The following is a 21,341-nucleotide window of genomic DNA, read 5'->3' as shown; positions in this document are numbered from 1 at the left end:
GCTGTTCGGCCCTGCGGTCGGCGAGGACCAGCCCGATCCGGTGGACGAGCTCCCGCCCGTCGCCGCCGCGCCCGGCCACCTCGGCGAGCACGCCCAGCAGCCGGTCGGCGTCGGTGTCGGCGGCGTCGCAGACCAGCAGCAGCCCGCTCCGGCAGGCCACTATCCCGTCGCCGCGCAGCGGCCTGATCACTCCTGTCACGTCAGACGCCCCCCTCGGAACCGCCACCGGATGAACGGCACCCGCATCGGCCCGTTCGCGATCAGCCAGACCGTGATCCACACGATCGTGAAGTCCACCCAGAAGGCCGACGCCGCGGTGTGCTCCGGCACCGACGGGATCAGGCCGAGCCGGATCAGGACGAACAGCGCGATCCCCTCGTTGACCAGGTTGAGCAGGCCGAACAGCGACGGCCAGTCCTTCTCCCACCGGAACTGCATGAGCCCGTGGTAGACGATCTCCCAGCCGATCCCGATCACCGCGACGGCCGCGAGCAGGATGAAGGTGGTCCGGTAGGTGTCGCTGAGCGGGGCCGCGGCGGGGATGCCGGGCAGCACCGGCGTGATGATCAGGGTGACCAGGACGCCGACCGTGGCCAGCAGGAAGATCCGGGTCTGGATCCGGCCGAACAGTGTGGGGACCATCGTTCAGACCGCCTTGTTCCGTGCCCAGCGCAGCCACTGGCCGGTGGAGCGCAGCGGACCCATCTTCTTGACGAACCGGCGTCTGGCCAGGTCGTCGGCGATCTCCTGCGCGGCGATCTGCAGGCCGAGGAAGGTGTCGACGCCGGGGAAGTAGCCGCCGAGCGTCGCGGTGCCGGACGCGTACAGCGCGCCGCTCCCGGACGCGGTGCCCTTCACCTCGAAGTGCCGTTCGACCTCCAGCCGGTTCACCGGGTTGCGGGAGGCGCCGGAGTGCCGGAGCAGGTCGTCGAGGACCCGGTGCTCGGCGATGTCGGCTTCCAGCCCGGTGCAGTCGATGATGAAGTCCGACAGGAACCGCTGCTCGCCGCCCTGGTCGGAACGGAGATGGGAGACCAGCTTGCCGTCCGGGCCCGGCTCGACCTTGTCGACCACGCCCTGCAGGTTGTGGTACCAGCCCTCGCGGCGGCCCTGCTTCATCTGGGACTGCCAGCGGCGGCGCCGGGGCGTGTTGGTGCCGCCCATGTCCTTGTACTTCTGCGCCCGCTCCGCGCCCTCCAGCTTGCGCATCTCGGCTTTGAGCTGGCCGCCCCAGACCGACTTGGGATAGTTGAACCCCTGGTAGGCCCAGCCGTCGCCGCCGCGCCGCCGCATGAACACCGACGGCCCGTGCGCGCCCGTCACGAAGGTGCGGAAGGTGTGGACGATCTGGGTCTGGGCGCCGAACCGCTCCCGGTCGTCCATCAGCCGCTGCAGGATCCGCGATGCCACGATCCCGCCGCCCCGCACCACGACCGTCCCGGGCTGCGCCTTCAGGTACTCGTACACGTGCTCGTGCGGCTCGTAGGCGTTGACGACGTGGTGGTAGTCGCCGTGCCGCTCCCGGAAGTCCTGGAGATCGGGCAGGAACTTCAGCCCCGGGTAGCCGATGGCCAGATGCACGTACTGCGACTTGAACACGATCCGCCGGGTCGGGGTGGCGCCGGGCGGGGGAGTGAGGACGGTGAAGTAGCCGCCGCCGGCCCGCCGGCGCACCATCCGGACGTTGCCCTTGGCGACCATCGAGTAGTAGTCGATCCGCCGGGCCTCGCGTTCCAGGTTCCGGAAGACGGTGCCGGCGCGCGGCGTCCAGTAGTCGTTGAGGATCGGCTCGGTGGCGACGTTCCACAGGTGTTTGAGGCTCTTCTCCCGCCACGCCTCCTCCAGGGCGTAGGAGGGGAAGCCCCACAGGTTGTCGGGGCGGGAGGCCGAGTCGGAGCGGATCCGCTCGGGCCGCGGGATCTGCGAGCACCTGGTCAGGTACTCGTAGGTCTGCCAGGGATGGTCGATGTTGGTGAGGATCCGGATCTGGGAGGTGGGGACCCCGTAGATCCTCAGGTAGTCCACGGTGACGAACGAGCCGATGCCGCCGCCGATGGTCACGAACGGGATCTCCACCACGGGGATGCCGGCCGCGGCGACCATCTGGTCGGTCCACTGCGAGGTGTCGAGCAGTTCCCTGGTCAGGTCTCCGCGCGTGGGGGGAGTAGTCACGTCACCGTTCCCTAGTGCCTGTGAGGAGCCGATAACCGTTTGGATGCAGCTACCTTCGCTCCGGTTGGCTCCAGCGGCAAGGGTTCAGTCGTCGTCCGGGTCCATCACGCCGAAGATCATGGTGGAGACCTCGAAGTAGAGCTGCTCCGGATAAGGGATGTACTTCACATTTCGCAGCGCCTGGTCCTGTCCGGCGCTCTCCATGATGAACTCTCCGTAGTTGAGCAGTCGCCCTTGGAGCGGACGTTCCAATTTGATGTCGGTCACTTTCCTGAGCGGGATCATGCCGATCCGCCGCTCGATCAGCCCCTGGATGTACATGATCCGGTATTCGGTGACGATGAAGTACTCGATCGACCAGGTGACGGTCTTCCAGATCAGGAGGCCGAGCAGGAACAGCCAGCCGAACCAGACCACGGTCATGCCGAGGCCGGGGCCGAGCCACTCCGACACGAAGCCCGCCGCGATCAGCCCGCCGAACACGTAGAGGACGTACTTGAGCAGGACCGCCGGGTGTCTGCGCACCGCGAGCACGCTCTGCTCGTTGTCCATGAGGTAGCGCTTGAACCCCTTGGCCTGATCGAGGTCGCGCACGACCATCACGTCGTTGAAGCCCACGGGGACAGCGTACCTCGCCGCGTCTTAACCCTATATTTTCTACCAAGTTAGTGGTTAATATGGGGACATGGACGCAGCACTCAAGGCAGTAGAAGGAGTCCCCGCCGACCACGGGCAGCTCCTCGGCGTCGTGCCGCTGGACGGCACCAACACCGCGCTCGTCATCGTCGCGCACACCGTGAAACTCGGGCGCGACACCCAGGAACCCGTCGTGCACGAGGGTCTGACCGTCGACCGGGTCTCCCGCTCGGCCCTCGTCGACGGCCGGAAGGTCCCGCTCACCTACCAGGAGTTCGAGCTGCTGGCCCATCTCACGGCCAGTCCAGGACGGGTCTACTCGCGCGGGCAGTTGCTCCAGGCCGTCTGGGGATACGCCGAAGCGGGCTCGGTTCGCACCGTCGACGTACATGTACACCGGCTACGGAGTAAGCTCGGCCCCTACCGCGACCGGATTGTCACAGTTAGACGGCTTGGGTATATGTACACCCGGCGTTGACAGGGCCTGCTCTGGACTGTTGGGATGATGCCTCTGGGGGCGGTGTGACGGCTATTACTTGGATTGCGTAGGTTCCGATGTCGAAACCCCGTCCGTTGCGGACCCGTTCCGTACGTGCGCGGCTCGCGCTGCTTCTCGTCGTACCGCTGGTCTCCCTGCTCGGCCTCTGGGGATTCGCGGCGCAGCTGACGCTGAAGGACGCCCTCAACAAATTCTCGATCTCCACGACGTACGACAAGGTCGGCGTCCCGGGACAGGAGTTCGTCGGAGCCCTCCAGTACGAGCGCGCCGTCAGCGTCGCCTACATGGCGTCGGGCCGGCCGCAGGGCGACACCCAGAACCTCCAGGGCAGCGCCACCAACCTCAAAGCCGACCTCGACCAGATCCGCAGCATGGTCGACCAGGCCGGGCAGACCTTCCGCGACCAGTCCGGAAGCAAGGAGGTCGACGAAGCCGCAGGCGACGAGGTCAGGCAGCGGCTCCAGACCTTCAACGACGCCACCGCCAAGCTCGAGGACCTGCGCCGCACCGTCGACTCCAGCACGGTCACCCCGCCGCTGGAGGTCATCAACGCCTACAGCGCGATGGTCGCCGCCGGGATCAACCTGTTCGGCTCGCTGGTGATCGTCGACGACCTGGAGATCTACCAGCAGGGCAATGCGCTGATCGGGCTGAGCTGGGCGCGTGACTACCTCATGCGCGAAGACGCCCTGATCACGATCGCGACCGTGCACAAGGGCAGGATGTCCGTCCGGGAGCACCAGATCTTCGCGTCCTGGGTGCAGACCGGCCGCCACCTCCAGGACACCTCCTACATCGAGCTCGGCACGGCCAACCAGAAGGCCGCCGACGCCGTGGTCGGCTCCGCGCCGTTCCAGTCGTTCCAGAAGCTTGAAGACGAGATCAACCTCACCCAGGGACGGCTGAAGCCCGCCACCCTCATCTCCTGGCAGTCCAACAGCCGGGTGCTGCTCCAGGTCTGGTCCGACCTCCTGCTCCAGTCCGGCAAGCAGCTCCGCGACGACGCCAAGCCGATCGGCCAGCAGATCATCTACCGGCTGATCTTCGCCGGCGGTGTCGGGCTGCTCGCCGTCGTCATCTCCGTCATCACCACGATCTTCCTGGCCCGCGGCCTGTCCCGGGAGCTGCGCGGACTGCAGGCCGCCGCACGGGAACTGGCCGAACAGCGGCTGCCCTGGGTGGTGTCACGGCTGCGCCGCGGCGAGCACGTCGACGTCGCCAAGGAGATCCCGCCGCTGGAGATCCCCTCCCGCACCACCGAGGTCGCCCGTGTCACCGACGCGTTCAACCGGGTGCAGCGCACCGCGATGGAGACCTCCGTCGGCGAGGCGCACCTGCGCAAGGGCATCAGCCGGGTCTTCCTGAACCTGGCCTGGCGCAGCCAGTCGCTCCTGCACCGCCAGCTCCGGATGCTGGACGCCCTGGAACGCCGCGCGCCCGACCCCGACACCCTCAACGACCTGTTCCAGCTCGACCACCTCACCACCCGCATGAGGCGGCACGCCGAAGGCCTGATCATCCTGTCGGGCGCGGCCCCCGGCCGCACCTGGTCCAAGCCCGTCCACATCACCGACGTGCTGCGCGGCGCGGTCGCCGAGGTCGAGGACTACACCCGCGTCGAAGTGATCTGCGACTCGCCCGTCGCCCTCGCGGGCGGCGCCGTCGCCGACGTGATCCACATGCTGGCCGAGCTGGTCGAGAACGGCACCGCCTACTCGCCGCCGCCCACCGAGGTCACCGTCCACGGCGAAGTCGTCGGCAACGGATTCGCCGTCGAGATCATCGACCGGGGCGTCGGCCTCACCCCGGGCGAGTTCATCGAGCTGAACCAGCGCCTCGCCCAGGCCCCCGAATTCGACCTGGCCGACACCGACCGGCTCGGACTGTTCGTCGTGTCGCGGCTCGCCGCACGCCACGGCATCAAAGTCACCCTCCAGCCGTCCGCCTACGGAGGCGTCAGCGCCGTGGCCCTGCTGCCGCACTCGCTGATCGTCCCCGAATCGGCCATCAACGACGTGACCGAACCGGTCCGGCAGCCCGCCCTCACCGAGGCCCCCGCCTCGGCGCTCGGCGGACACACCGGACCGCAGGCGATCGTCCAGGGCCGCCCGGTCTCGCCCCAGCCGCCGGCGCCCACCCTCGGGAACCTCGGCGGGCCCCAGCCCGTCACGGCGATCCCGGCCGAAGACGGCGGGCTCCCCAAGCGGGTCCGTCAGGGCAACCTCGCGCCGCAGCTGAAGAACCAGCCGGCCGAACCGCTGCCCGCACCGGCACCGGTCGACGACGACCGCGCGCCAGAGGACTCCCGCGACCTGTTCAGCTCGCTCCAGGCGGGTTGGGAACGGGCCCGGGACGAGCACGAGGATGGATCATGACGGGAATGACGCGCGCGGCCTCCGAACTGGGCTGGCTGCTGGACGACCTGGTCGACCGGGTCGGCGAGGTGAGCAAGGCCGTCGTCCTCTCCCGAGACGGCCTCGTCATGGGCGTGTCCCGCGGGATCACCCGCGAGGAGGGCGACCACCTGGCCGCGCTCGCCGCCGGCCTGCACAGCCTCGCCGGCGGGGCCCGCGCCCACTTCGGCGCAGGAGAGGTCCGGCAGACCATCGTCGAACTCGACACCGGGCTGTTCTTCGTCGCCTCGGCCGGCAGCGGAAGCTGCCTGGCCGTCCTGTCGCAGGCTGGGGCCAACGCCGGTCTCGTCGCCTACGAGATGTCGATGCTCGTCAAGCGGGTCCGGCGCTTGTTGTCGACCCAGCCAAGACAGCCGGGAGCCCCAAGTGGAGCAGTTTGATCCGCGCTACGACCCGTCACGCCCCACCCCGTCGAAGTTCGACGAACGCTGGGTCGACGACGAAGCGGGCCCGATCGTCCGGTCCTACGCGATCGCGCGGGGCCGTACCGTGCCGCGCGGCATCTCCCTGGACCTCGTGACGCTGCTGCAGAGCACCGGCCACGAACCGCCGCGCGACTTCCGGATGACCCGCGAAGACCAGCGGATGCTGACCCTCTGCCGGCGCCCCTGCACCGTCGCCGACCTCGCCTCCGACCTCGACCTGCCGCTCGGCGTCGTCAAAGTGCTCGCCGCCGACCTCTGCCACCACGGCCTGCTCGAGGTCCGCCGCCCCGGCCGCCGGATGCCGCAGGCCGACCAGCAGCTCCTCCAACGCGTCCTCGACGACCTTCGCGCGCTTTAGCGCGCCGCGCTGCGCACCGGGGGCTCCAGGACGGGGCACGCCTCGCCGCCGGAGCGTAGGCGGCGTGCCCCGTTGAAGCCGTCGCGGCTTCTCCGTGGGTGCGGTTGACTCAGTGGGTGCGGTTGACGAGGAAGGCGGCCAGGACCTCCAGGTCGCGGGCTGCGGGGGAGTCGAGCTCGGCCAGGATGGCCAGGGCCGCGTCGAGTTCTTCGGCGGCCAGATTCTCGGTGAAGGTTCTGCCGCCCGCTTGTTCGATCAGGGCGGCGGCTTCCGCGGCGCTGTCGGGGTCGTCGGGGCGGGCGGCCAGACGGTCCGCGAGGCCGGGCGCGCCCTGGCTCATGGCGGCGATGACGGGCAGGCTCTTCTTGCCCTGACGCAGATCGTTGAAGACCGGCTTCCCGGTGAGTTCCGGATCACCCCAGATCCCCAGGACGTCGTCCGCGGCTTGGAAACCGAGCCCGAGATGCCGCCCGACCTTCTCCATCCGGTCCGCCCCCTCCTCGTCGCCCCCGCCGAGCAGCCAGCCGACGGCCGTGGCGCACCCCAGCAGCGACCCGGTCTTCCCCATCGCCATCGCGCAGTACTCCTCGATTCCCACGGCCCCTTCCCCGTCCCACGGCCGCCCTTCGAACGCCAGATCCGCCGCCTGCCCGTTGACCAATTCCACGAGGGTCCCCGTCAACCGCCGCAACGCCGACCCCCGCCCGGCCCTGGCCAGGGTGTCCAACGCCAACGCCAGCAACCCGTCCCCGGCCAGAATCGCGGAACCGACCCCGTACCTCATCCAGGCGGTCGGCCGGTGCCGCCGCGTCTCGTCCCCGTCCATGATGTCGTCGTGCACCAACGAGAACGCGTGCACGAACTCCACCGCGACGGCGCCGGGCGCCGCGTCCTCCGGCACCCCGCCCGAGGCACTCGCGGCCAGGCCGGCCAGCGCGGGCCGCACGGCCTTGCCCCCGCCTCGCCCAGGGGAGACGTCGCCCTCGCCCCAGCCGAACGTGAAGCTCGAGACCAGCCGCGGTCCCTCGTGAAGACGTTCGACGGCGGCGTGCATCGCCGGCTCCATCCAAATCCGGGTCTGCGCGTTGACCCTCCCGAGAACGGCCACGGGTCTCATTGTCTCGATGGTCAAGCGATGCCTCCCGGTAATCCCTGCGATTTCAGCATGACAAATCCCTCGGTATCGCGCGAGCCGGTCCAGGTTTCGTGTTGGTTTCCGACATTGCTTTTATTCGGGAGAAGCCCGTTTTTGATGGGGGTTATCACGACGGGTGAGTGACCGATGATGGGACGCAAGGGCATCTCTAGCCCCAGTAACTTAACGTAGAAGATTGGCGACGTTGTGTGGTGCTAGTGACTAGCGTCACGTCTGAGACTTCACAAAGTGGTCATCAGTGCCTCTTGATCCACTAAGTTGATCATGTAACACTCTCTCCAAGAGATGTGCGCGGATTCTGAAATATTGTCGGTTCAGGATGCGGACCGGCGGCGAGGGGCGTTCTCGAATGCTGGCCGGTGCTATTGCGGAAAAGGTCGAGACGCTCTTGGCGGGCGTGGGTGGCTCGCGTGTTTCCCCTTCGGCATATGACACCGCGAGAATTGCGGAGTTGTGTGGATCGGATGATTCGTCCCGCAGATTTCCCCGTAGTTCCCGCTGGCTGGTGGCGCACCAGCGCGCCGACGGCTCCTGGGGCGGCACGGTCGATTTCGCCCATGACCGGTGCCTGAGCACCTTGGCGGCGGTCCTGGCGCTGGGCGCCACGGGAACTCCCACCAGCGCCGAGGCCGAGGCGATCGCCCGCGGGTTGGGCTACCTCAAAAGCGCGCTGGGCCGGATCGACGCGGACGGCGGCGACACCGCCGGCTTCGAACTCGTCTTCCCCACGCTGCTGGACCAGGCCCGCGAACGCGGCTTCGACCTGCCGTACGAGGGTTTCGCCTGGCTGTACGAGCGGCGTGACCAGAAGCTCGGGCTCTTGGCGCTGCTGGGCGGGGAGCTCGGCCACGCCGTCTACAACCTCGAGGCGTTCGACCGGCTGCCCGACTCGGTTCTCGACGGAACGGTCCGTTCGGCCGACGGCGGATTCGGCTGTTCGCCCGCGGCCACGGCGGCGGTCGCCGCCGCGACGTCCGACGCGGGATCGCTTGCCTACCTGGACGACCAGCTCGCCGCGCGCGGCGACGGCGCGGTCGGCACGGTCCGGCCGTTCCAGGTGTTCGAACGCGCCTGGATCCTCGCCGACCTCCAGCGGGCCGGCTACCGGAGCGCGGCCATGGACCGGATAGTCGAGGATCTGGCCGCCGACTGGACGGCCGAGGGCGTCGGCATGGCCAGCCATGGAATCCCCAGGGACGGAGACTGCACCGCGCTGGCCTTCACCGTGCTCAGAGCGGCGGGCCATCCGGCCTCGGTCGGGGCCCTGGAGCACTTCCGGCGCGAGAAGGGCTACGTCACCTATCCGATGGAGCGCGACCCGTCGGTCAGCTGCAACGTCCACGTGCTGGCCGCCCTGCGCAACGATCCGGTGGCGGACCCTGAGGCGATCTCCCTCGCCCTGGAGTTCCTGAGGAGCAGCCAGCGTGTCGACGGCAGCTGGTGTGACAAGTGGCATATCTCGCCGTACTACACGACGGGACACGCGGTGGAGGCCGTGCACGGGCTCGATGAGGACCTGTGCGGGAGAGCGGTCGGGTGGCTGCTGCGGACCCAGGCCCCGCACGGCGGCTGGGGCGTCGCGGGCGGCAGCGGCGAGGAGACCGCCTACGCGCTCACCGCGCTGCTGCACGTGGAGGAGCACCTCGACGAGCAGGGCAGGGCCGCCATCGATGCCGGAGCGGAGTACCTGCGCGGCTGGTTGGACCGTGACGATCATCCGGAACTCTGGGTGGGTAAGTCCCTCTATGCGCCACTCGACGTGATTCAGGGCCTGATACTCGCCACGCTGCTGCGGTGCGTACGGCGGGCCGAGTCGCGGAGCGCGGTCCGATGACCGATGTGCTCCCTGACCGGCTCCCTCCCGGCCGCATCCTCGACGAGGCCGCCGACCGCTGGACGGAGGAGGAGCCTTTCGCGGCCTTCGCCGCCTACCGTGAGGAGCTCGGCGACCCGTTCACCCTGTACCGGCCCGGCAAGCCGCCCAGGGTCTTCCTCAGCGATCCCGGCACCATCAAGGAACTGCTGCTGACCCGGGACCGTGATCTCGACGGCTGCGGCACCAGCCTCTACGGCGCCTTCATCGGGGAGACCGCGCTGCCGTTGCTGACCGGCGAGGAACACCGGCGGATGCGCAAGCTGATCACGCCGCCGTTCGTCGGTCCCTCGCTGCGGTCGCACGCCGAGGGTATGCGCGCGACGATCGTCGCCGAGCTCGCGCGGCTGCGCGGACGCCCAGCGGCGCCCCTGATCGACGTGGCCAGCGAGATCGCTGTGGAGATCATCCGTCCGATTCTGCTGACCTCGGTCCAAGATGAGGCAGCCGACCTGCTCAAGACGGAACTGCACGCCGCGATGGAGGCCGTGCACCATGCCCGCTTCCTGCGCACGGCGGGGGACCTGGCCGAGGCCGGCGTCTGGATGGGCCGGTTCAAGGAGCGGCTCGGCGTCCTGGACGGCCTCCTCTTCGCGATGATCGAGCGATACCGCGCGGAGCCGGACGCGTCCGAGGGGACGGTCCTGGCCAGGCTGGCCGACGAGGGGCTAACCGACCAGCAGATCAGGGATCAGCTGATCACGGTGCTCATCGGCGGCACCAACACCGTGGGCTTCTCCGTCGCGATGGCCTTGTACTGGGCGCACCGGCTCCCCGAGGTCGGCGAGCGGCTCCGCGCCGAACTGGCCGGACTGCCCGTCGGGGCCTCGGCCCTGGACGTGGCGGTCCTGCCGTATCTCGGCGCGGTGTGCGACGAGACCCTGAGGATCGGCTCGGTCACCCCGACGGCGTCCGCGCGGAAGGTCACCCGCGGCTTCAGCGCGCTCGGCTACGACTTTCCGGAGGGCACCGAACTCATCATCGCCATCCATGTGGCGCACCGGCGGAATGCGGCCTATCCGGATCCTGAGACCTTCCGTCCCGAGCGTTTCCTGAATGGCGGCCCGTCGCCGACCGAGTTCGTCCCCTTCGGGGCGGGGACTCGCCGGTGCCCCGGGTCGGCGCTGACCGAAATGGAGATGCGGCTGACCCTGGCCGAAATGATCACAATGCCGGGCCTGAAGTTGATCAACGGTGACATCCCGTTCGCTCCCGTCTCCTATGGGGCTTCGATGTCTCTTCCGCCGTCCGTCCTGCTGCAGATCGAGGGGTGAGGATGCGCTGGTTCCGCAAGTCACGTGAACGGACCACCTTCAAGGCGGTGGCGATGGACATCGACGGCACCCTGACGACCTGCGACACGCTCTCGCTCACCAGTGGAATTCTGGGGCTACCCGGCTCCGAGCTGGCGGTGATCAGCCGGGGATACCAGGACGGCAGCCTGTCGACCGAGCAGGTGCACGCCCTTGTGCTCGGCCGCTGGAAGTCCTCGGGGAAGGCGAACAGGACCGATCTGGAAGGGATCTTCCGCTCCCTTCCGGTCAGGGCGGACGCCGGACGGCTCATCAAGCGGATCGAGAAACTCTCGCTCGGCGCATGTCTCATCACGAGTTCCATGGACTATTACGCCCAGGTGATGTGCGACAGGCTCGGCGTCGCCGATTTCTTCGCGAACGTGCGCCTGTATTTCGATGAGAACGCGGGTGAGCTGCGCGATATGGAATTCACCAAGGACGCCGCTGGGCTGAAGCGGAAACAGATCCTTGAATACTGTGCGAACAGGGGGCTGCGGCCGTCAGAGGTGATGGTCATCGGCAATGCGGAGAACGACCTGGAAATGTTCGAGGTCACCGGTAACGGAGTGCTGCTCAGTGACGACCCGGAGGGACCGCTCTCCGCAGCGGCCTGGCGCACGGTCGGTTCGCTGGCGGAGGCTGCTGACCTTTTGTGAAGGCTCGGTTCTCCAGCGTGCTGAAAGTACGGTTCGCTGGGGATGTCGGGGCTGATGTTGCTCGTTTGCTTTGTACGTTGTTGCCGGTGTTGCTAGTCTTCGTACCGCCTTCTCGGATCGAGCGGGCTTCACCGTATTTGCCGTTGTGAATGTCGCGTTAAGGCTGTGTTGCTGGCATTCGCAATGTGAGTGTTGGGAAACGGTTCTCTATGCGCCACCGCAGAGTACGGGTGCGGACCAAGATCATAGCGATGTTGTTGTCGCTCGTGTCGCTCTGGTTCTTCGCCGCCTGGGTCACCTCGCGGGAAGGCCTCAACCTGCTGGCGGTGAGCCTGGTCGACCAGAAGGTCAGCCGGCCGCTCACCACTCTCGTCCAGGACCTGGAGGCCGAGCGCCGACTGACCATGGTCTTCCTGGGCCACGGTGATCAGGCCGCCCGGCAGGCGCTCGCCGACCAGCGCGAGCGGACCGACGCCCAGTCGGCGAAGTTCATCAAGGACTCCGACTCCGCCCGCGTCGACTTCGCCGAGGGTGACCTCGCGGAGAGCCGGATCGAGCTGCTCACCACACAGCTCAAGGGCATGGAGGAGTTCCGCGGCCGGATCGACGCGGGCGCGCTCACCCGCGGCGCCGCCGCCGACGGCTTCAACCTCGTCATCGACACCGGCTTCCAGATCTTCGCCGCCAGTTCCAGCGTGGACGACGAGGGCATCGCCAGAGACGCCCGCACGGTCGTCACCCTGACCAGGGCCAAGGAGATCTTCGCCCGGGAAGACGCGCTGCTCGCCGGTGTGCTCGCCGTCGGCCGGATCACCCCGGCGGAACGCATCGAGTTCACCAAGCTCGTCGGTTTGCAGAACTCGCTGCACCTGGAGGCCATCGCCGAGCTGTCGGGCGACGACCTCAAGCGCTACGAGCAGTTCCGTGAGGGGCCGTTGACGGCCCGGCTGCGGACGCTGGAACAGCACGTCATGGGGGGACCCGTCAACGCGGGGCCGGTCAACGCCGGCAAGGTCGGCTTCACCTCCGACACCTGGCAGAGCGCCAGCGCGCCCATGATCACGGCGCTCGACGAGATGGTGCGCGCCACTGCCGACGGCATCGTCAGCCGCGCGGCCCCCGTCGCAGCCGGTGTGATCGTCCGGCTGGTGCTCGCCGGTGGTCTGGGCTTCATCGCTGTTCTCGCCTCCATCATCCTGGCCGTCACCACCTCCCGTGACCTGGTCCGCCAGCTGGAACGGCTCAAGAACGCCGCCCACGAACTGGCCGATGTGCGGTTGCCGAGTGTGGTGGAGCGGCTGGGGCATGGGGAGCAGGTGGACGTCAAGGCCGAGGCGCCGCCGCTGGAGTTCGGTGACGACGACATCGGCAAGGTGGGGCAGGCGTTCAACGCCGTGCAGGAGACCGCGATCAGGACCGCCGTCGAACAGGCCGAGCTGCGGCGCGGCATCCGCGACATTCTGCTGTCGCTGGCGCGGCGGTCGCAGGCGCTCGTGCACCGGCAGCTCACCCTGCTCGACGCGATGGAACGGCGCGAGATCGACACCGAGGAACTGGAAGACCTGTTCCGGGTCGACCACCTCGCCACCCGGATGCGGCGCAACTCCGAGAACCTGATCATCCTGTCGGGTGCGACACCCGCGCGCGGCTGGCGGCGGCCCGTCCCCATGGTCGACGTGGTGCGGTCCGCGGTCGCCGAGGTCGAGGACTACACGCGGGTCACCGTGATGCCGATCGGCGAGGTCCAGCTCATCGGGCGGGCCGTCACCGACATGGCGCACCTGCTCGCCGAGCTCATCGAGAACGCGGTGTCGTTCTCGCCGCCCTACACGGTCGCCCAGATCTCCGGCCACCTCGTGGCCAGCGGGTACGCGATCGAGATCGAGGACCGCGGGCTCGGCATGTCCGACGAGAACCTCGAACAGATCAACCAGCGGATCCTCAACCCGCCGGAGTTCAACCTCTCCAGCTCCGTCCAGCTCGGCCTGTACGTGGTCGGCAAGCTGGCCGAACGGTACGGCGTGCAGGTCACCCTGAAGCGTTCCCCGTACGGCGGGACGACGGCCGTCGTCGTCATCCCGCGCGACCTGATCGAGGAAGGAGCGGGCGCGGAACCGTCCCCCCAGCACCAGCTGACGGCCGTCGCCAGTGTCATGTCCGAGGCAGACCACACCGTCCAGTCCGGGGGCGGCAGCGGCCAGGTGCCGCTCGCGGCGCCGGTCCTCACCGAGGCGCCAGCCCCCGCGGCCGTGCCCCAGCCCGTCGCCGACACCTCCGGCACCACCCCGGCGGGCCTGCCGGTGCGCGTGCCGCAGGCCAGCCTCGCGGCCCCGCTCAAAGAGGAGCCCGCGGCATCCGCCGCCGAGGAGATCGAGGATCCGGGCCGCTCCCCTGAGGAGATCCGGCGGATCGTCGGGGCCTTCCAGATCGGGGCCAAGCGCGGGCGGGCGGCGTCCGCCGAGAACGACAGTGCGGAAAGTGGGACCGAGTGATGCAGAAGACCGGGAACTCAGCCGATCTCGCATGGCTCCTCGACGACCTGGTGAAGCGGGTCACCGAGGCCAAGCACGCGATCGTGCTGTCCGCGGACGGGCTGCTCATGGCGCAGTCCCAGGACATCAGCCGCGAGGACGCCGAACACCTGTCCGCCGTCTCCGCCGGGATCCAGTCCCTGGCGAAGGGCGCGGGGGAACGTTTCGGAGGTGGACCGGTCCGACAGACCATCGTCGAGATGCGGACCGCGTTCCTGCTCGTCACCGTGGCGGGCCAGGGCGCCTGCCTCGCGGTCCTGTCCAACGAGGACGCCGACGTGGGCCTCATCGCCTACGAGATGGCCATGATGGTCACCAAACTGGGTCACCATCTGACTTCGCCCGCCCGAGTATCGGAGAAAACGTGACTTCGGATCACGAGCGCTGGCTGGATCAGGAGGCCGGACCTCTCGTCCGTCCCTACGTGATGACGAGCGGACGTCTGCAGCCCGTCCGGGGCACGTTCGATCTGATCACGCTCGTGGAGGCCACCGGGCCGGCGCCCATGGTGGAGATCGGGCTGGGACCCGAGCATCTCGCGATCGTCCGGCTCTGCCAGACGATGATGTCCGTGGCGGAGATCACCGCCCATCTGGATCTGCCGACCGGGACGGTCCGGGTTCTGCTCGGCGACCTTCTCGACAAGGGTCTGGTGACCGTGCAGGAACCGCAACCGGAGATCGACATGCAGGACCTCAGGATGTACCAGGCGGTGATCGATGGCCTCCGCGCCCTCTAACACCGACGTCCGCCGCAAGATGCCGACCGCCGTCAAGATCCTGGTGGCGGGCGGGTTCGGGGCGGGGAAGACCACGCTCGTCGGGACCGTGTCGGAGACCAAGCCGCTGCGGACCGAGGAGGTCCTGACCGACCAGAGCGTCGGCGTCGACGACGTCGCCGGGGTCGAGACGAAGAAGACCACGACCGTCGCGATGGACTTCGGCCGGATCACGTTCGGCGACGATTTCGTCCTCTACCTGTTCGGGACGCCGGGCCAGGAGCGGTTCTGGTTCATGTGGGACGAGGTGGCGCTGGGCGCGCTCGGCGCCGTCGTCCTGGCCGACACCCGCAGGCTCGCCGACTGCTTCCCCGCGATCGACTACTTCGAGCGGCGGGGCACCCCGTTCATCGTGGCCGTGAACTGTTTCGACGGGGCGCAGCGGTATGAGATCAAAGAGGTCAGGCAGGCGCTCCAGCTCTCGCCCGAGATCCCGATCGTGCTGTGCGACGCCCGCGCGAAGGAGTCCTGCAAGGACGTCCTGATCACGCTGGTGCAGCACGCCATGCGGATCAGGACCGTCGGCTAGGAGCAGCCTTCGAACTGGGGGACCGTGGTCGTCACCGCGACGCCGGTGGGGGCGAACCAGCGGTCGAGGAGCCGTCCGGCCGTGCCGTCCTGATACATGTCGGTGACGGCGCGGTTGACGGCCTCGCAGCCGCCGACGTCGTCGCGGTGCAGGCCGATGCCCCATTTCTCGTCGGTGAACTTGGTGTTGACGAGCCGGACGGCGCCGGGCTGCTGGAGCGCGAACCCGGCGAGGATCAGGTCGTCGGTGGTGACGGCGTCGACCTCTTTCGCGGTGAGTTTCTTGAAGCATTCGCCGTAGCTGGCGGCGCGGACGAGCGTCGCGGGGATGTTGTGCTCCTCGGTCACCCGGAACACCGAGTTGGACCCCTCCGACTGGCAGAGCCGCTTGCCTTTCAGGTCGCGCAGCCCGTGGATCGCGGTGTCGGAGGACCGGACGAGGATGTCCTGGTGGGCGACGTAGTAGGGGCCCGCGTAGGTGACGACCGTCTTGCGCTTCGCGGTGATCGAGTAGGTGGCGATCACCAGGTCGACCTTCCGCTGTTCGAGGTACTCCTCGCGCTGCCCCGACGTCAGCCCGACGAACTCGACCTGCTGCGCGCCCAGCTTGCCCGCGACGTACCGGGCGACCTCGACGTCGAACCCTTCGTACGTGCCGTCGGGCAGCCGCATCCCGATGCCGGGCTGGTCGTACTTCACCCCGATCCGCAGGGTGTGCTTGCCGGCGACGGAGTGGGGGCCGTCGCCCGCGCAGCCGGTGAAGGGCAGGGCCAGCGCGAGGACAGCGAAGGTCAGCGCGGACCGTTTCAGCGCGTTGAGCGCGGGGAGCCGTCTCATCGGAATTCCGCCAGTCTGGGGCGAACCCCGAGCGCGATCAGGAGCAACAGTGCGGCGACGGCGACGGGCAGGCCCCGGCTCCAGCCGGACAGGGCCGAGTCCCCGTCGGAGATCTCGGTGACGAACACGGAGTTCCGTTCGGCGATGAGGCCGCCGAGTTCGTCGTCGTAGGCGTCGAAGGCGGTGGCGCCGGCCTCGGTGCGCAGTTCGACGGCTTTGCGCCGGTCGGTGCCGGAGAGGGAGCGCATCTGCGCGTCGATCTTCTGGACGTCGCGGAACCGGTCGAGGGAGGTGGTGCGGCGGCCGCCGAGGAACCCGAGCGAGGGGTCGCCCGCGGCGAGCGCGGCGTCGTACTTGGGGAGGCTGCCGACGTCGTAGAAGGCGATGGCCTGGAGTTTGTCCAGGTAGACCTGCTCGTAGGTGTCGGCGCGGTCGGGGTCGAGCAGGAAGCGGGTCTGGTCGCCCGAGGCGCTGTTGCTGATGGCGCGGGCGCGGGTGAAGGCGAGGGTGGCGTCGAAGCCGTCGGTCTTGGCGCGGCGCAGGCTGCCCGCGGCGGAGCCGAGCGCGATCTCCGCGGCGATCGCGAGGACCAGCGCCAGGACGGTCGCGAGGGCCAGCGGCGGGTTGAGGATCCGGCGGAACCGGCGCGCCAGATAGATCTGGAAGGCGGCGAGCACCCCCAGCAGGGCCGCCCCGGCGAGGGCGACGGCGATCCGCGCGCGGGTCACGTTGGCGCGTTCCGTCGCGTAGGTCTCCCGGACGATCGCCGCGCTCTCCAGGGTCAGGTTGTAGGCCTTGGGGAGCAGGTCGAGCCGCATCAGGTCGGTGGCACGCCGGTACTCCGCCAGGACGTCGGCGGGCGGGGGCCGTCCGGCGCTGTGCCCGGCCCGCTCGTCCAGGACGAGGGCGCGGGACGCGAGCCGCTCGTACCGGCCGAGCCCGTCCAGGACGGACTGGACGGTCATCCGCCCGGCCGGGTCCTGGCCCGCGATGTCGAACGCCTCCAGGACGGCGCGGTCGGCCTGCGCCCGCCGCTCCTCGTAGATCTTGAGGTAGGCGTCGCGGCCGACGCCGAGCTGGGTGTCCTTGCCGATCAGCAGCACGGACGCGAGCTGCGAGTCCATGTCGCTGAGGGCGTAGTACAGGTCGCCGGTGTGCACGACCTGCGGTCCGGCGTCGTGGCCGACGACGCGCAGCCCGTCGTCGGCGTCGGCCAGGCCGGTCCGGACGGCGAGGAACAGCGCGAGCGTCGCGACGCCCGCGACGATCGCGCCGATCCGCAGCCAGGCCGGGACGGTCCGGGGGACGGCCCGGCGCCGGGCGACCTCCCGCACTCGTGTCGCCGTCACGGGACAGCCCCCTTCCGGAGTTCGATCGTGGTCCACGCGCCGACCTGGATCCGGTCGCCCGCGCGCAGCGGGATCTCGGCGTTGACCTCGACGGGTTCGTCGGAGCCGTTGAGGCAGGTGCCGTTGGTGGAGCCGGGGTCGACGAGCAGCCAGCCGCCGTCGCGGGCCAGCAGCACGGCGTGCACGTGGGAGACGCCCGGGTCTTCGGGCGGCCCGGTGAGGTCGATGGCCGGGTGCAGCCCTTTGGCGGTGCTGCGCCGGCCGATCACCGCTTCGGCGCCGGTGAGGACCTGGCTCCGTTCGGGGCAGTACGGCGGGAAGACGAGGCGGGCGGCGTCGGGGCCGCCGAGTTCGATGACGCGCCGGTAGTAGGCGCGGTCGGCGGAGACGACCACATACCAGAGCCCCTGTTCGGCGGCGGGCTCGGGCGGTGCGGGCGGGGCGGTGGCGGGTGCGGCGAAGTCGTGGCCGCACTCCTCGCAGAACCGGCCGGTCCGGTCGGCGCCGCACGACGGGCACGGGCCGTCGACGGGGACGGGGGCCTTGCCCGTGGTGCGTTCACCGCAGACGTCGCAGTAGCCGTCGGTGGACCGGGGATGCCCGCACTCGTCAGGGGCGTGGAGCTCACGGTCCATCGGCGCCCGGCTCCGGTGCGGCGGCGGACGGCGAGGCCTGCCGGGTGCGGACGGTCCGGACCGAACGGGTGTCGAGGGACATCTCATCGGCCTTGGCGACGTCGCGGCGGAGCCGGACGGTGCCGCCGTCGTCCACCTCGACGACCTTGGACAGCAGCTCCGACAGCGGCGCGTTGCCCGACTCCTCGGCCAGCCGGACGGCGCGGCCCAGCCGGGCGGTCGCGGTGTCCTGATCGCCCAGCCGGCGGGCCTCGAGCCCCTCCTGGATCGCGGACGCCAGCTCGGCCTGCCCGGTGTAGTGGGCGACCCGCCGGTTGATCCTGGTCGACTCGGCCTCGTCGTCGGTCCATTCGGCGAGCACGTTCGCCGAGGCCAGCACCTCGCCGCCGACCACCAGCTTGATCCACGCGGCGCGCATCTCCCGGCCGAGCTGCCCGGCGGGCACCTCGACGCACACGTGGTAGTCGCGGCTCTCCTCGCCCCACGCGCCGGTCGGGTAGTCGCCGGTCTGCGGTCCGCTCTCCACCCGTCGGCCCGTCAGGTCGGCGACCGCGGGCAGCACCTGCTTGACGTAGGAGAGGGTCGCGTCGCGGGGGGTCCACACCCGCAGCGCCACATCGGCGACGGCCTTGCCCATGGCGTGCTCGGTCATCGCCCGGAAGTCGGCGGCGAGCCCGGCCGCGTCGGGGATGATGTCGACGGTGCCGAGCATCGCGTCGCCGATCCGGCGCAGTTCGGCGACCTCCCAGTCGGTGCCGACCCCGCGGCAGTCGCAGACGAACCGTCCGGCGATCTCCTCCAGGGTCTGGCCGAGCTCCAGCGGCGACTCGTGCTGGTTGACCCCGTCGGTGAGCAGGATCGCGTGCTTCAGCCCGGCGCGGCCGTCGAACAGGGAGTCGGCGAGCCGCAGCCAGGTGCTCATCGCGGTGCCGCCGGTCGTGGTGATCCGGCCGATCGCCTCCTTGGCCTCGCGGCGGGTCAGCGGATCGGCGCGGACGAGCTGCTTGGTGCGCGGGTAGACCATCCGGGCCCGGTCATGGCCGACGACCACGGCGAACGCGACGCCGTCACGGAGCCCGTCCACGGCGATCTTCGCGGCGCGTTTGGCGGCGTAGATGCAGTCGCCCGACATCGACCCCGAGTTGTCGATGATGATCACTTCGGCGGCGTCCGGGCCCGCGGCGACGACGGAACCGCCGCCCGAGGCGGTGACGGTCACGATGGCGTGGACCTCGTGCCCTCCCTCGGGCAGGAAGCGGTTCTGGTCGACGGTCAGCCCGAACGTGGTCATCAGAACGATCCGTCTCCCGTGATCGGCACGATCGCGACGGTGATGTTGTCGTGGCCGCCGCCGTTGAGCGCGGCCCTGACCAGCTCGCGGGCCACCGCCAGGGGGCTGCGCCGCTGGCCCTTCGGCCCGGTCAGCGGGCCGGAGACGGGATCGGCGAGCGGGTCGGCGAGCTGCGCGGCCAGCGCGATCGGCGAGGCCATGTAGTTCCAGAGGCCGTCGGTGCAGACGACCAGCACGCCGGGCACCTCCGGCGCGTACACCAGGACGTGCACGTCGACGTCCGCGGCGTCGGCGCCGAGCCAGCCGACCAGCATGTGGGCGCGGCGGTCGGCGTACGCCTCCTCCTCCGTCATCATCCCGTGGGCGACGACGTGCTGCGCCCACGAGTCGTCCTCGGTGAGGAGCTCGTCGCCGGTCGCGCCGATCCAGTAGGCGCGGCTGTCGCCGACCCAGCCGACCACGATCACGTCCTGGCCGTTGAGCTTCCCGGTGATCGCGGAGACATAGGTGCAGGCCGGGGCCGAGGACGGGTCGGAGGCCAGGGAGCGGACGGCCTTGGCGGCCTGGAGCGCGGCCGTGCGGGTGGCGTCGCGCGGGTCGGCGCCGCCCTCCAGCTCGGCGAGGAGCACCGCGAGCCCGGAGTCGGCGGCCGTCCTGGACGCCTCGTCGGGCCGGGGCGAGGCCGACACCCCGTCACAGACGACGACCGCGACACCGTCGCCGACCGGGGCCAGCGCCATGGCGTCCTGGTTGGTGGAGTGCCGCAGCCCCCGGTCGCTGACCGCCGCCGCCACCGCGCCGAGGTCGATCTCCACATGGTCGGTGGGGGCCGGTTGCCGCTGACCGCAGGTCTCGCAGTAGCCGTCGCTGATCGACGTCCCGCCGCAGCCCGGACAGGCTTGGTCGAGGCGGCGTCCGCACGATTCGCAGAAGACGTCGCCGTCGAAGACCGGGGCGTGGCACGAGGGGCAGGGCATCAGTTTCCGTTTCTCGGTTCGTTCACGATGGGCGGGGTCAGAAGAGGGTGCGGGGGCGGACGGCGTTGGCCTGCATGATCAGGTGGTGCCGGTCGGGGCCTTCGTCGGCGTGGCGGGCGAGGAACCGGTAGGCGCGCTCCAACCGGGTGCGCAGGCCGGTCGCGGTGAGGGGGGCGTCCAGCAGCCGGGACGCCGAGCCGGTGTTGCCCGCGCTCAGCCAGGCCAGCGCCGCCAGCAGGATCTCGACCGCCAGCCGGCCGTACCGTTCGGCGTCCAGGCCGAGCCCGGACAGCCGGCGGCCCGCGTCGAGGAGGTCGGCCTCGACCAGTTCGGCGGGGCCGCGGCCGAGGACGACGGCGTTGACGGCCGCGATCTGCGCGGTCACATAGTGGCTGGAGACGGGCGGCACCGCGTCCAGCGATCTGATCGCGCCGACCCGGTCGCCGCCCGCGAGCCTGACCCTGGCCAGCCCGAACGCGGCGCTGACGAAGGTCTCGTCGGTCCGCCAGACGGCCTGGTAGTACCGCTCCGCCGACGGCAGGTCGCCGAGCAGCTCGCAGCAGAACGCCAGCCCCAGTTTGGGTGCGAGCTCGCCGGGGGCCAGATCGTAGAGGTCGTCGAACCGGCGGCGGGCGTCGGCCAGCGCGCCCGCGGCCAGCGCCGACATCGCCAGATACCACTCGGCGCGCCACTCGCTGATCCCGCCGAGGATCCGGCGCGCGGACTCCTGCTCGCCGAGCTCCAGATGGATCAGCGCCCGCTTCATGTCGATCTCGCGGGAGTCGACGGGCGCGGCGGCGAGCGCGGCCAGCAGCGCGATGGGCTCCCGGACCGTCAGCGACGCCAGGAGCGGGGCCGCCGGGTCGCCGATCCCCACCAGCGGGGTGGGCAGAGCCAGGACCGCGGCGCGCGGGGTGAGGGCGCTGGTCGC

Annotated in this window: 21 protein-coding genes and 1 pseudogene; 11 read left to right on the top strand and 11 right to left on the bottom strand. The window is 69.8% G+C overall.

From position 1 onward, the window contains the following. The 4 genes and pseudogenes from ACYVE7_RS10720 to ACYVE7_RS10705 form a co-directional block, all read right to left on the bottom strand. Positions 1–199, bottom strand: a pseudogene (locus tag ACYVE7_RS10720) (FHA domain-containing protein); the annotation flags it as partial. Next, positions 196–642, bottom strand: a complete 447-nt coding sequence (locus ACYVE7_RS10715) for a hypothetical protein (RefSeq protein ID WP_460364454.1) — start codon at positions 640–642, stop codon at positions 196–198. The pseudogene ACYVE7_RS10720 and the gene ACYVE7_RS10715, both read right to left, overlap by 4 nt. Positions 643–645: 3 nt before the next feature. Further along, a complete protein-coding gene (locus tag ACYVE7_RS10710; RefSeq protein ID WP_460364453.1) occupies positions 646–2,172 on the bottom strand; it encodes a hypothetical protein in 1,527 nt (508 codons plus the stop codon). An 84-nt stretch (positions 2,173–2,256) separates the two neighbouring features. Continuing rightward, positions 2,257–2,790: a PH domain-containing protein gene (locus tag ACYVE7_RS10705; RefSeq protein ID WP_460364452.1), complete on the bottom strand. Its 534-nt coding sequence runs from the start codon at positions 2,788–2,790 to the stop codon at positions 2,257–2,259. 67 nt (positions 2,791–2,857) lie between these two features. Here ACYVE7_RS10705 and ACYVE7_RS10700 point away from each other — a divergent pair, with 67 nt between their 5' ends. From ACYVE7_RS10700 to ACYVE7_RS10685, 4 genes are all read left to right on the top strand, one after another. After that, on the top strand, positions 2,858–3,286 hold the full coding sequence (locus ACYVE7_RS10700; RefSeq protein ID WP_460364451.1) for a winged helix-turn-helix domain-containing protein: 429 nt from the start codon (positions 2,858–2,860) through the stop codon (positions 3,284–3,286). A 77-nt stretch (positions 3,287–3,363) separates the two neighbouring features. Beyond that, positions 3,364–5,682: a sensor histidine kinase gene (locus ACYVE7_RS10695; protein ID WP_460364450.1), complete on the top strand. Its 2,319-nt coding sequence runs from the start codon at positions 3,364–3,366 to the stop codon at positions 5,680–5,682. After that, entirely contained in the window at positions 5,679–6,101 is a 423-nt protein-coding gene (locus ACYVE7_RS10690; protein WP_460364449.1) for a roadblock/LC7 domain-containing protein, read from the top strand. Before ACYVE7_RS10695 ends, ACYVE7_RS10690 begins: the two co-directional genes overlap by 4 nt. Beyond that, positions 6,088–6,504 (top strand): DUF742 domain-containing protein, encoded by a 417-nt coding sequence (locus ACYVE7_RS10685; protein ID WP_460364448.1) that lies wholly within the window; start codon positions 6,088–6,090, stop codon positions 6,502–6,504. Before ACYVE7_RS10690 ends, ACYVE7_RS10685 begins: the two co-directional genes overlap by 14 nt. Positions 6,505–6,613: 109 nt before the next feature. Here ACYVE7_RS10685 and ACYVE7_RS10680 read toward each other — a convergent pair whose 3' ends face one another. Beyond that, the gene (locus ACYVE7_RS10680; RefSeq protein ID WP_460364447.1) at positions 6,614–7,621 is read right to left on the bottom strand and encodes a polyprenyl synthetase family protein; all 1,008 of its coding nucleotides are present in this window, start codon (positions 7,619–7,621) and stop codon (positions 6,614–6,616) included. A 544-nt stretch (positions 7,622–8,165) separates the two neighbouring features. Here ACYVE7_RS10680 and ACYVE7_RS10675 point away from each other — a divergent pair. From ACYVE7_RS10675 to ACYVE7_RS10645, 7 genes are all read left to right on the top strand, one after another. Next, a complete protein-coding gene (locus tag ACYVE7_RS10675; protein ID WP_460364446.1) occupies positions 8,166–9,494 on the top strand; it encodes a hypothetical protein in 1,329 nt (442 codons plus the stop codon). Next, positions 9,491–10,807 carry a cytochrome P450 gene (locus ACYVE7_RS10670; protein WP_460364445.1) on the top strand — a complete coding sequence of 439 codons (1,317 nt, stop codon included), beginning with the start codon at positions 9,491–9,493 and terminating at the stop codon, positions 10,805–10,807. The genes ACYVE7_RS10675 and ACYVE7_RS10670 overlap by 4 nt, the downstream gene beginning before the upstream one ends. A 2-nt stretch (positions 10,808–10,809) precedes the next feature. Next, positions 10,810–11,484 (top strand): HAD family hydrolase, encoded by a 675-nt coding sequence (locus ACYVE7_RS10665; protein WP_460364444.1) that lies wholly within the window; start codon positions 10,810–10,812, stop codon positions 11,482–11,484. 251 nt (positions 11,485–11,735) lie between these two features. Continuing rightward, positions 11,736–13,976 carry a sensor histidine kinase gene (locus ACYVE7_RS10660; protein WP_460364443.1) on the top strand — a complete coding sequence of 747 codons (2,241 nt, stop codon included), beginning with the start codon at positions 11,736–11,738 and terminating at the stop codon, positions 13,974–13,976. Beyond that, positions 13,976–14,383 carry a roadblock/LC7 domain-containing protein gene (locus ACYVE7_RS10655; RefSeq protein WP_460364442.1) on the top strand — a complete coding sequence of 136 codons (408 nt, stop codon included), beginning with the start codon at positions 13,976–13,978 and terminating at the stop codon, positions 14,381–14,383. The genes ACYVE7_RS10660 and ACYVE7_RS10655 overlap by 1 nt, the downstream gene beginning before the upstream one ends. Further along, the gene (locus ACYVE7_RS10650; RefSeq protein WP_460364441.1) at positions 14,380–14,754 is read left to right on the top strand and encodes a DUF742 domain-containing protein; all 375 of its coding nucleotides are present in this window, start codon (positions 14,380–14,382) and stop codon (positions 14,752–14,754) included. The genes ACYVE7_RS10655 and ACYVE7_RS10650 overlap by 4 nt, the downstream gene beginning before the upstream one ends. Then, positions 14,735–15,322 carry a GTP-binding protein gene (locus ACYVE7_RS10645; RefSeq protein ID WP_460364440.1) on the top strand — a complete coding sequence of 196 codons (588 nt, stop codon included), beginning with the start codon at positions 14,735–14,737 and terminating at the stop codon, positions 15,320–15,322. The genes ACYVE7_RS10650 and ACYVE7_RS10645 overlap by 20 nt, the downstream gene beginning before the upstream one ends. Here the strand turns inward: ACYVE7_RS10645 and ACYVE7_RS10640 are convergent. The 6 genes from ACYVE7_RS10640 to ACYVE7_RS10615 form a co-directional block, all read right to left on the bottom strand. Next, entirely contained in the window at positions 15,319–16,158 is an 840-nt protein-coding gene (locus ACYVE7_RS10640; protein WP_460364439.1) for a glutamate ABC transporter substrate-binding protein, read from the bottom strand. The two genes, ACYVE7_RS10645 and ACYVE7_RS10640, sit on opposite strands and share 4 nt — an antisense overlap. Continuing rightward, the gene (locus tag ACYVE7_RS10635; RefSeq protein WP_460364438.1) at positions 16,155–17,507 is read right to left on the bottom strand and encodes a hypothetical protein; all 1,353 of its coding nucleotides are present in this window, start codon (positions 17,505–17,507) and stop codon (positions 16,155–16,157) included. The genes ACYVE7_RS10640 and ACYVE7_RS10635 overlap by 4 nt, the downstream gene beginning before the upstream one ends. Beyond that, positions 17,504–18,142 carry an FHA domain-containing protein gene (locus ACYVE7_RS10630; protein ID WP_460364437.1) on the bottom strand — a complete coding sequence of 213 codons (639 nt, stop codon included), beginning with the start codon at positions 18,140–18,142 and terminating at the stop codon, positions 17,504–17,506. Before ACYVE7_RS10630 ends, ACYVE7_RS10635 begins: the two co-directional genes overlap by 4 nt. After that, positions 18,132–19,433 (bottom strand): VWA domain-containing protein, encoded by a 1,302-nt coding sequence (locus ACYVE7_RS10625; RefSeq protein WP_460364436.1) that lies wholly within the window; start codon positions 19,431–19,433, stop codon positions 18,132–18,134. Before ACYVE7_RS10625 ends, ACYVE7_RS10630 begins: the two co-directional genes overlap by 11 nt. After that, the gene (locus ACYVE7_RS10620) at positions 19,433–20,410 is read right to left on the bottom strand and encodes a protein phosphatase 2C domain-containing protein (RefSeq protein ID WP_460364435.1); all 978 of its coding nucleotides are present in this window, start codon (positions 20,408–20,410) and stop codon (positions 19,433–19,435) included. The genes ACYVE7_RS10625 and ACYVE7_RS10620 overlap by 1 nt, the downstream gene beginning before the upstream one ends. Before the next feature lie 37 nt (positions 20,411–20,447). Next, the coding region (locus tag ACYVE7_RS10615; RefSeq protein WP_460364434.1) for a tetratricopeptide repeat protein at positions 20,448–21,341 on the bottom strand (894 nt) is incomplete at its 5' end.

The sequence above is a fragment of the Actinocorallia lasiicapitis genome, assembly GCF_054778695.1.
The sequence above is the reverse complement of the archived record's forward strand: the minus strand, read 5'-3'. Positions and strand labels throughout refer to the sequence as shown.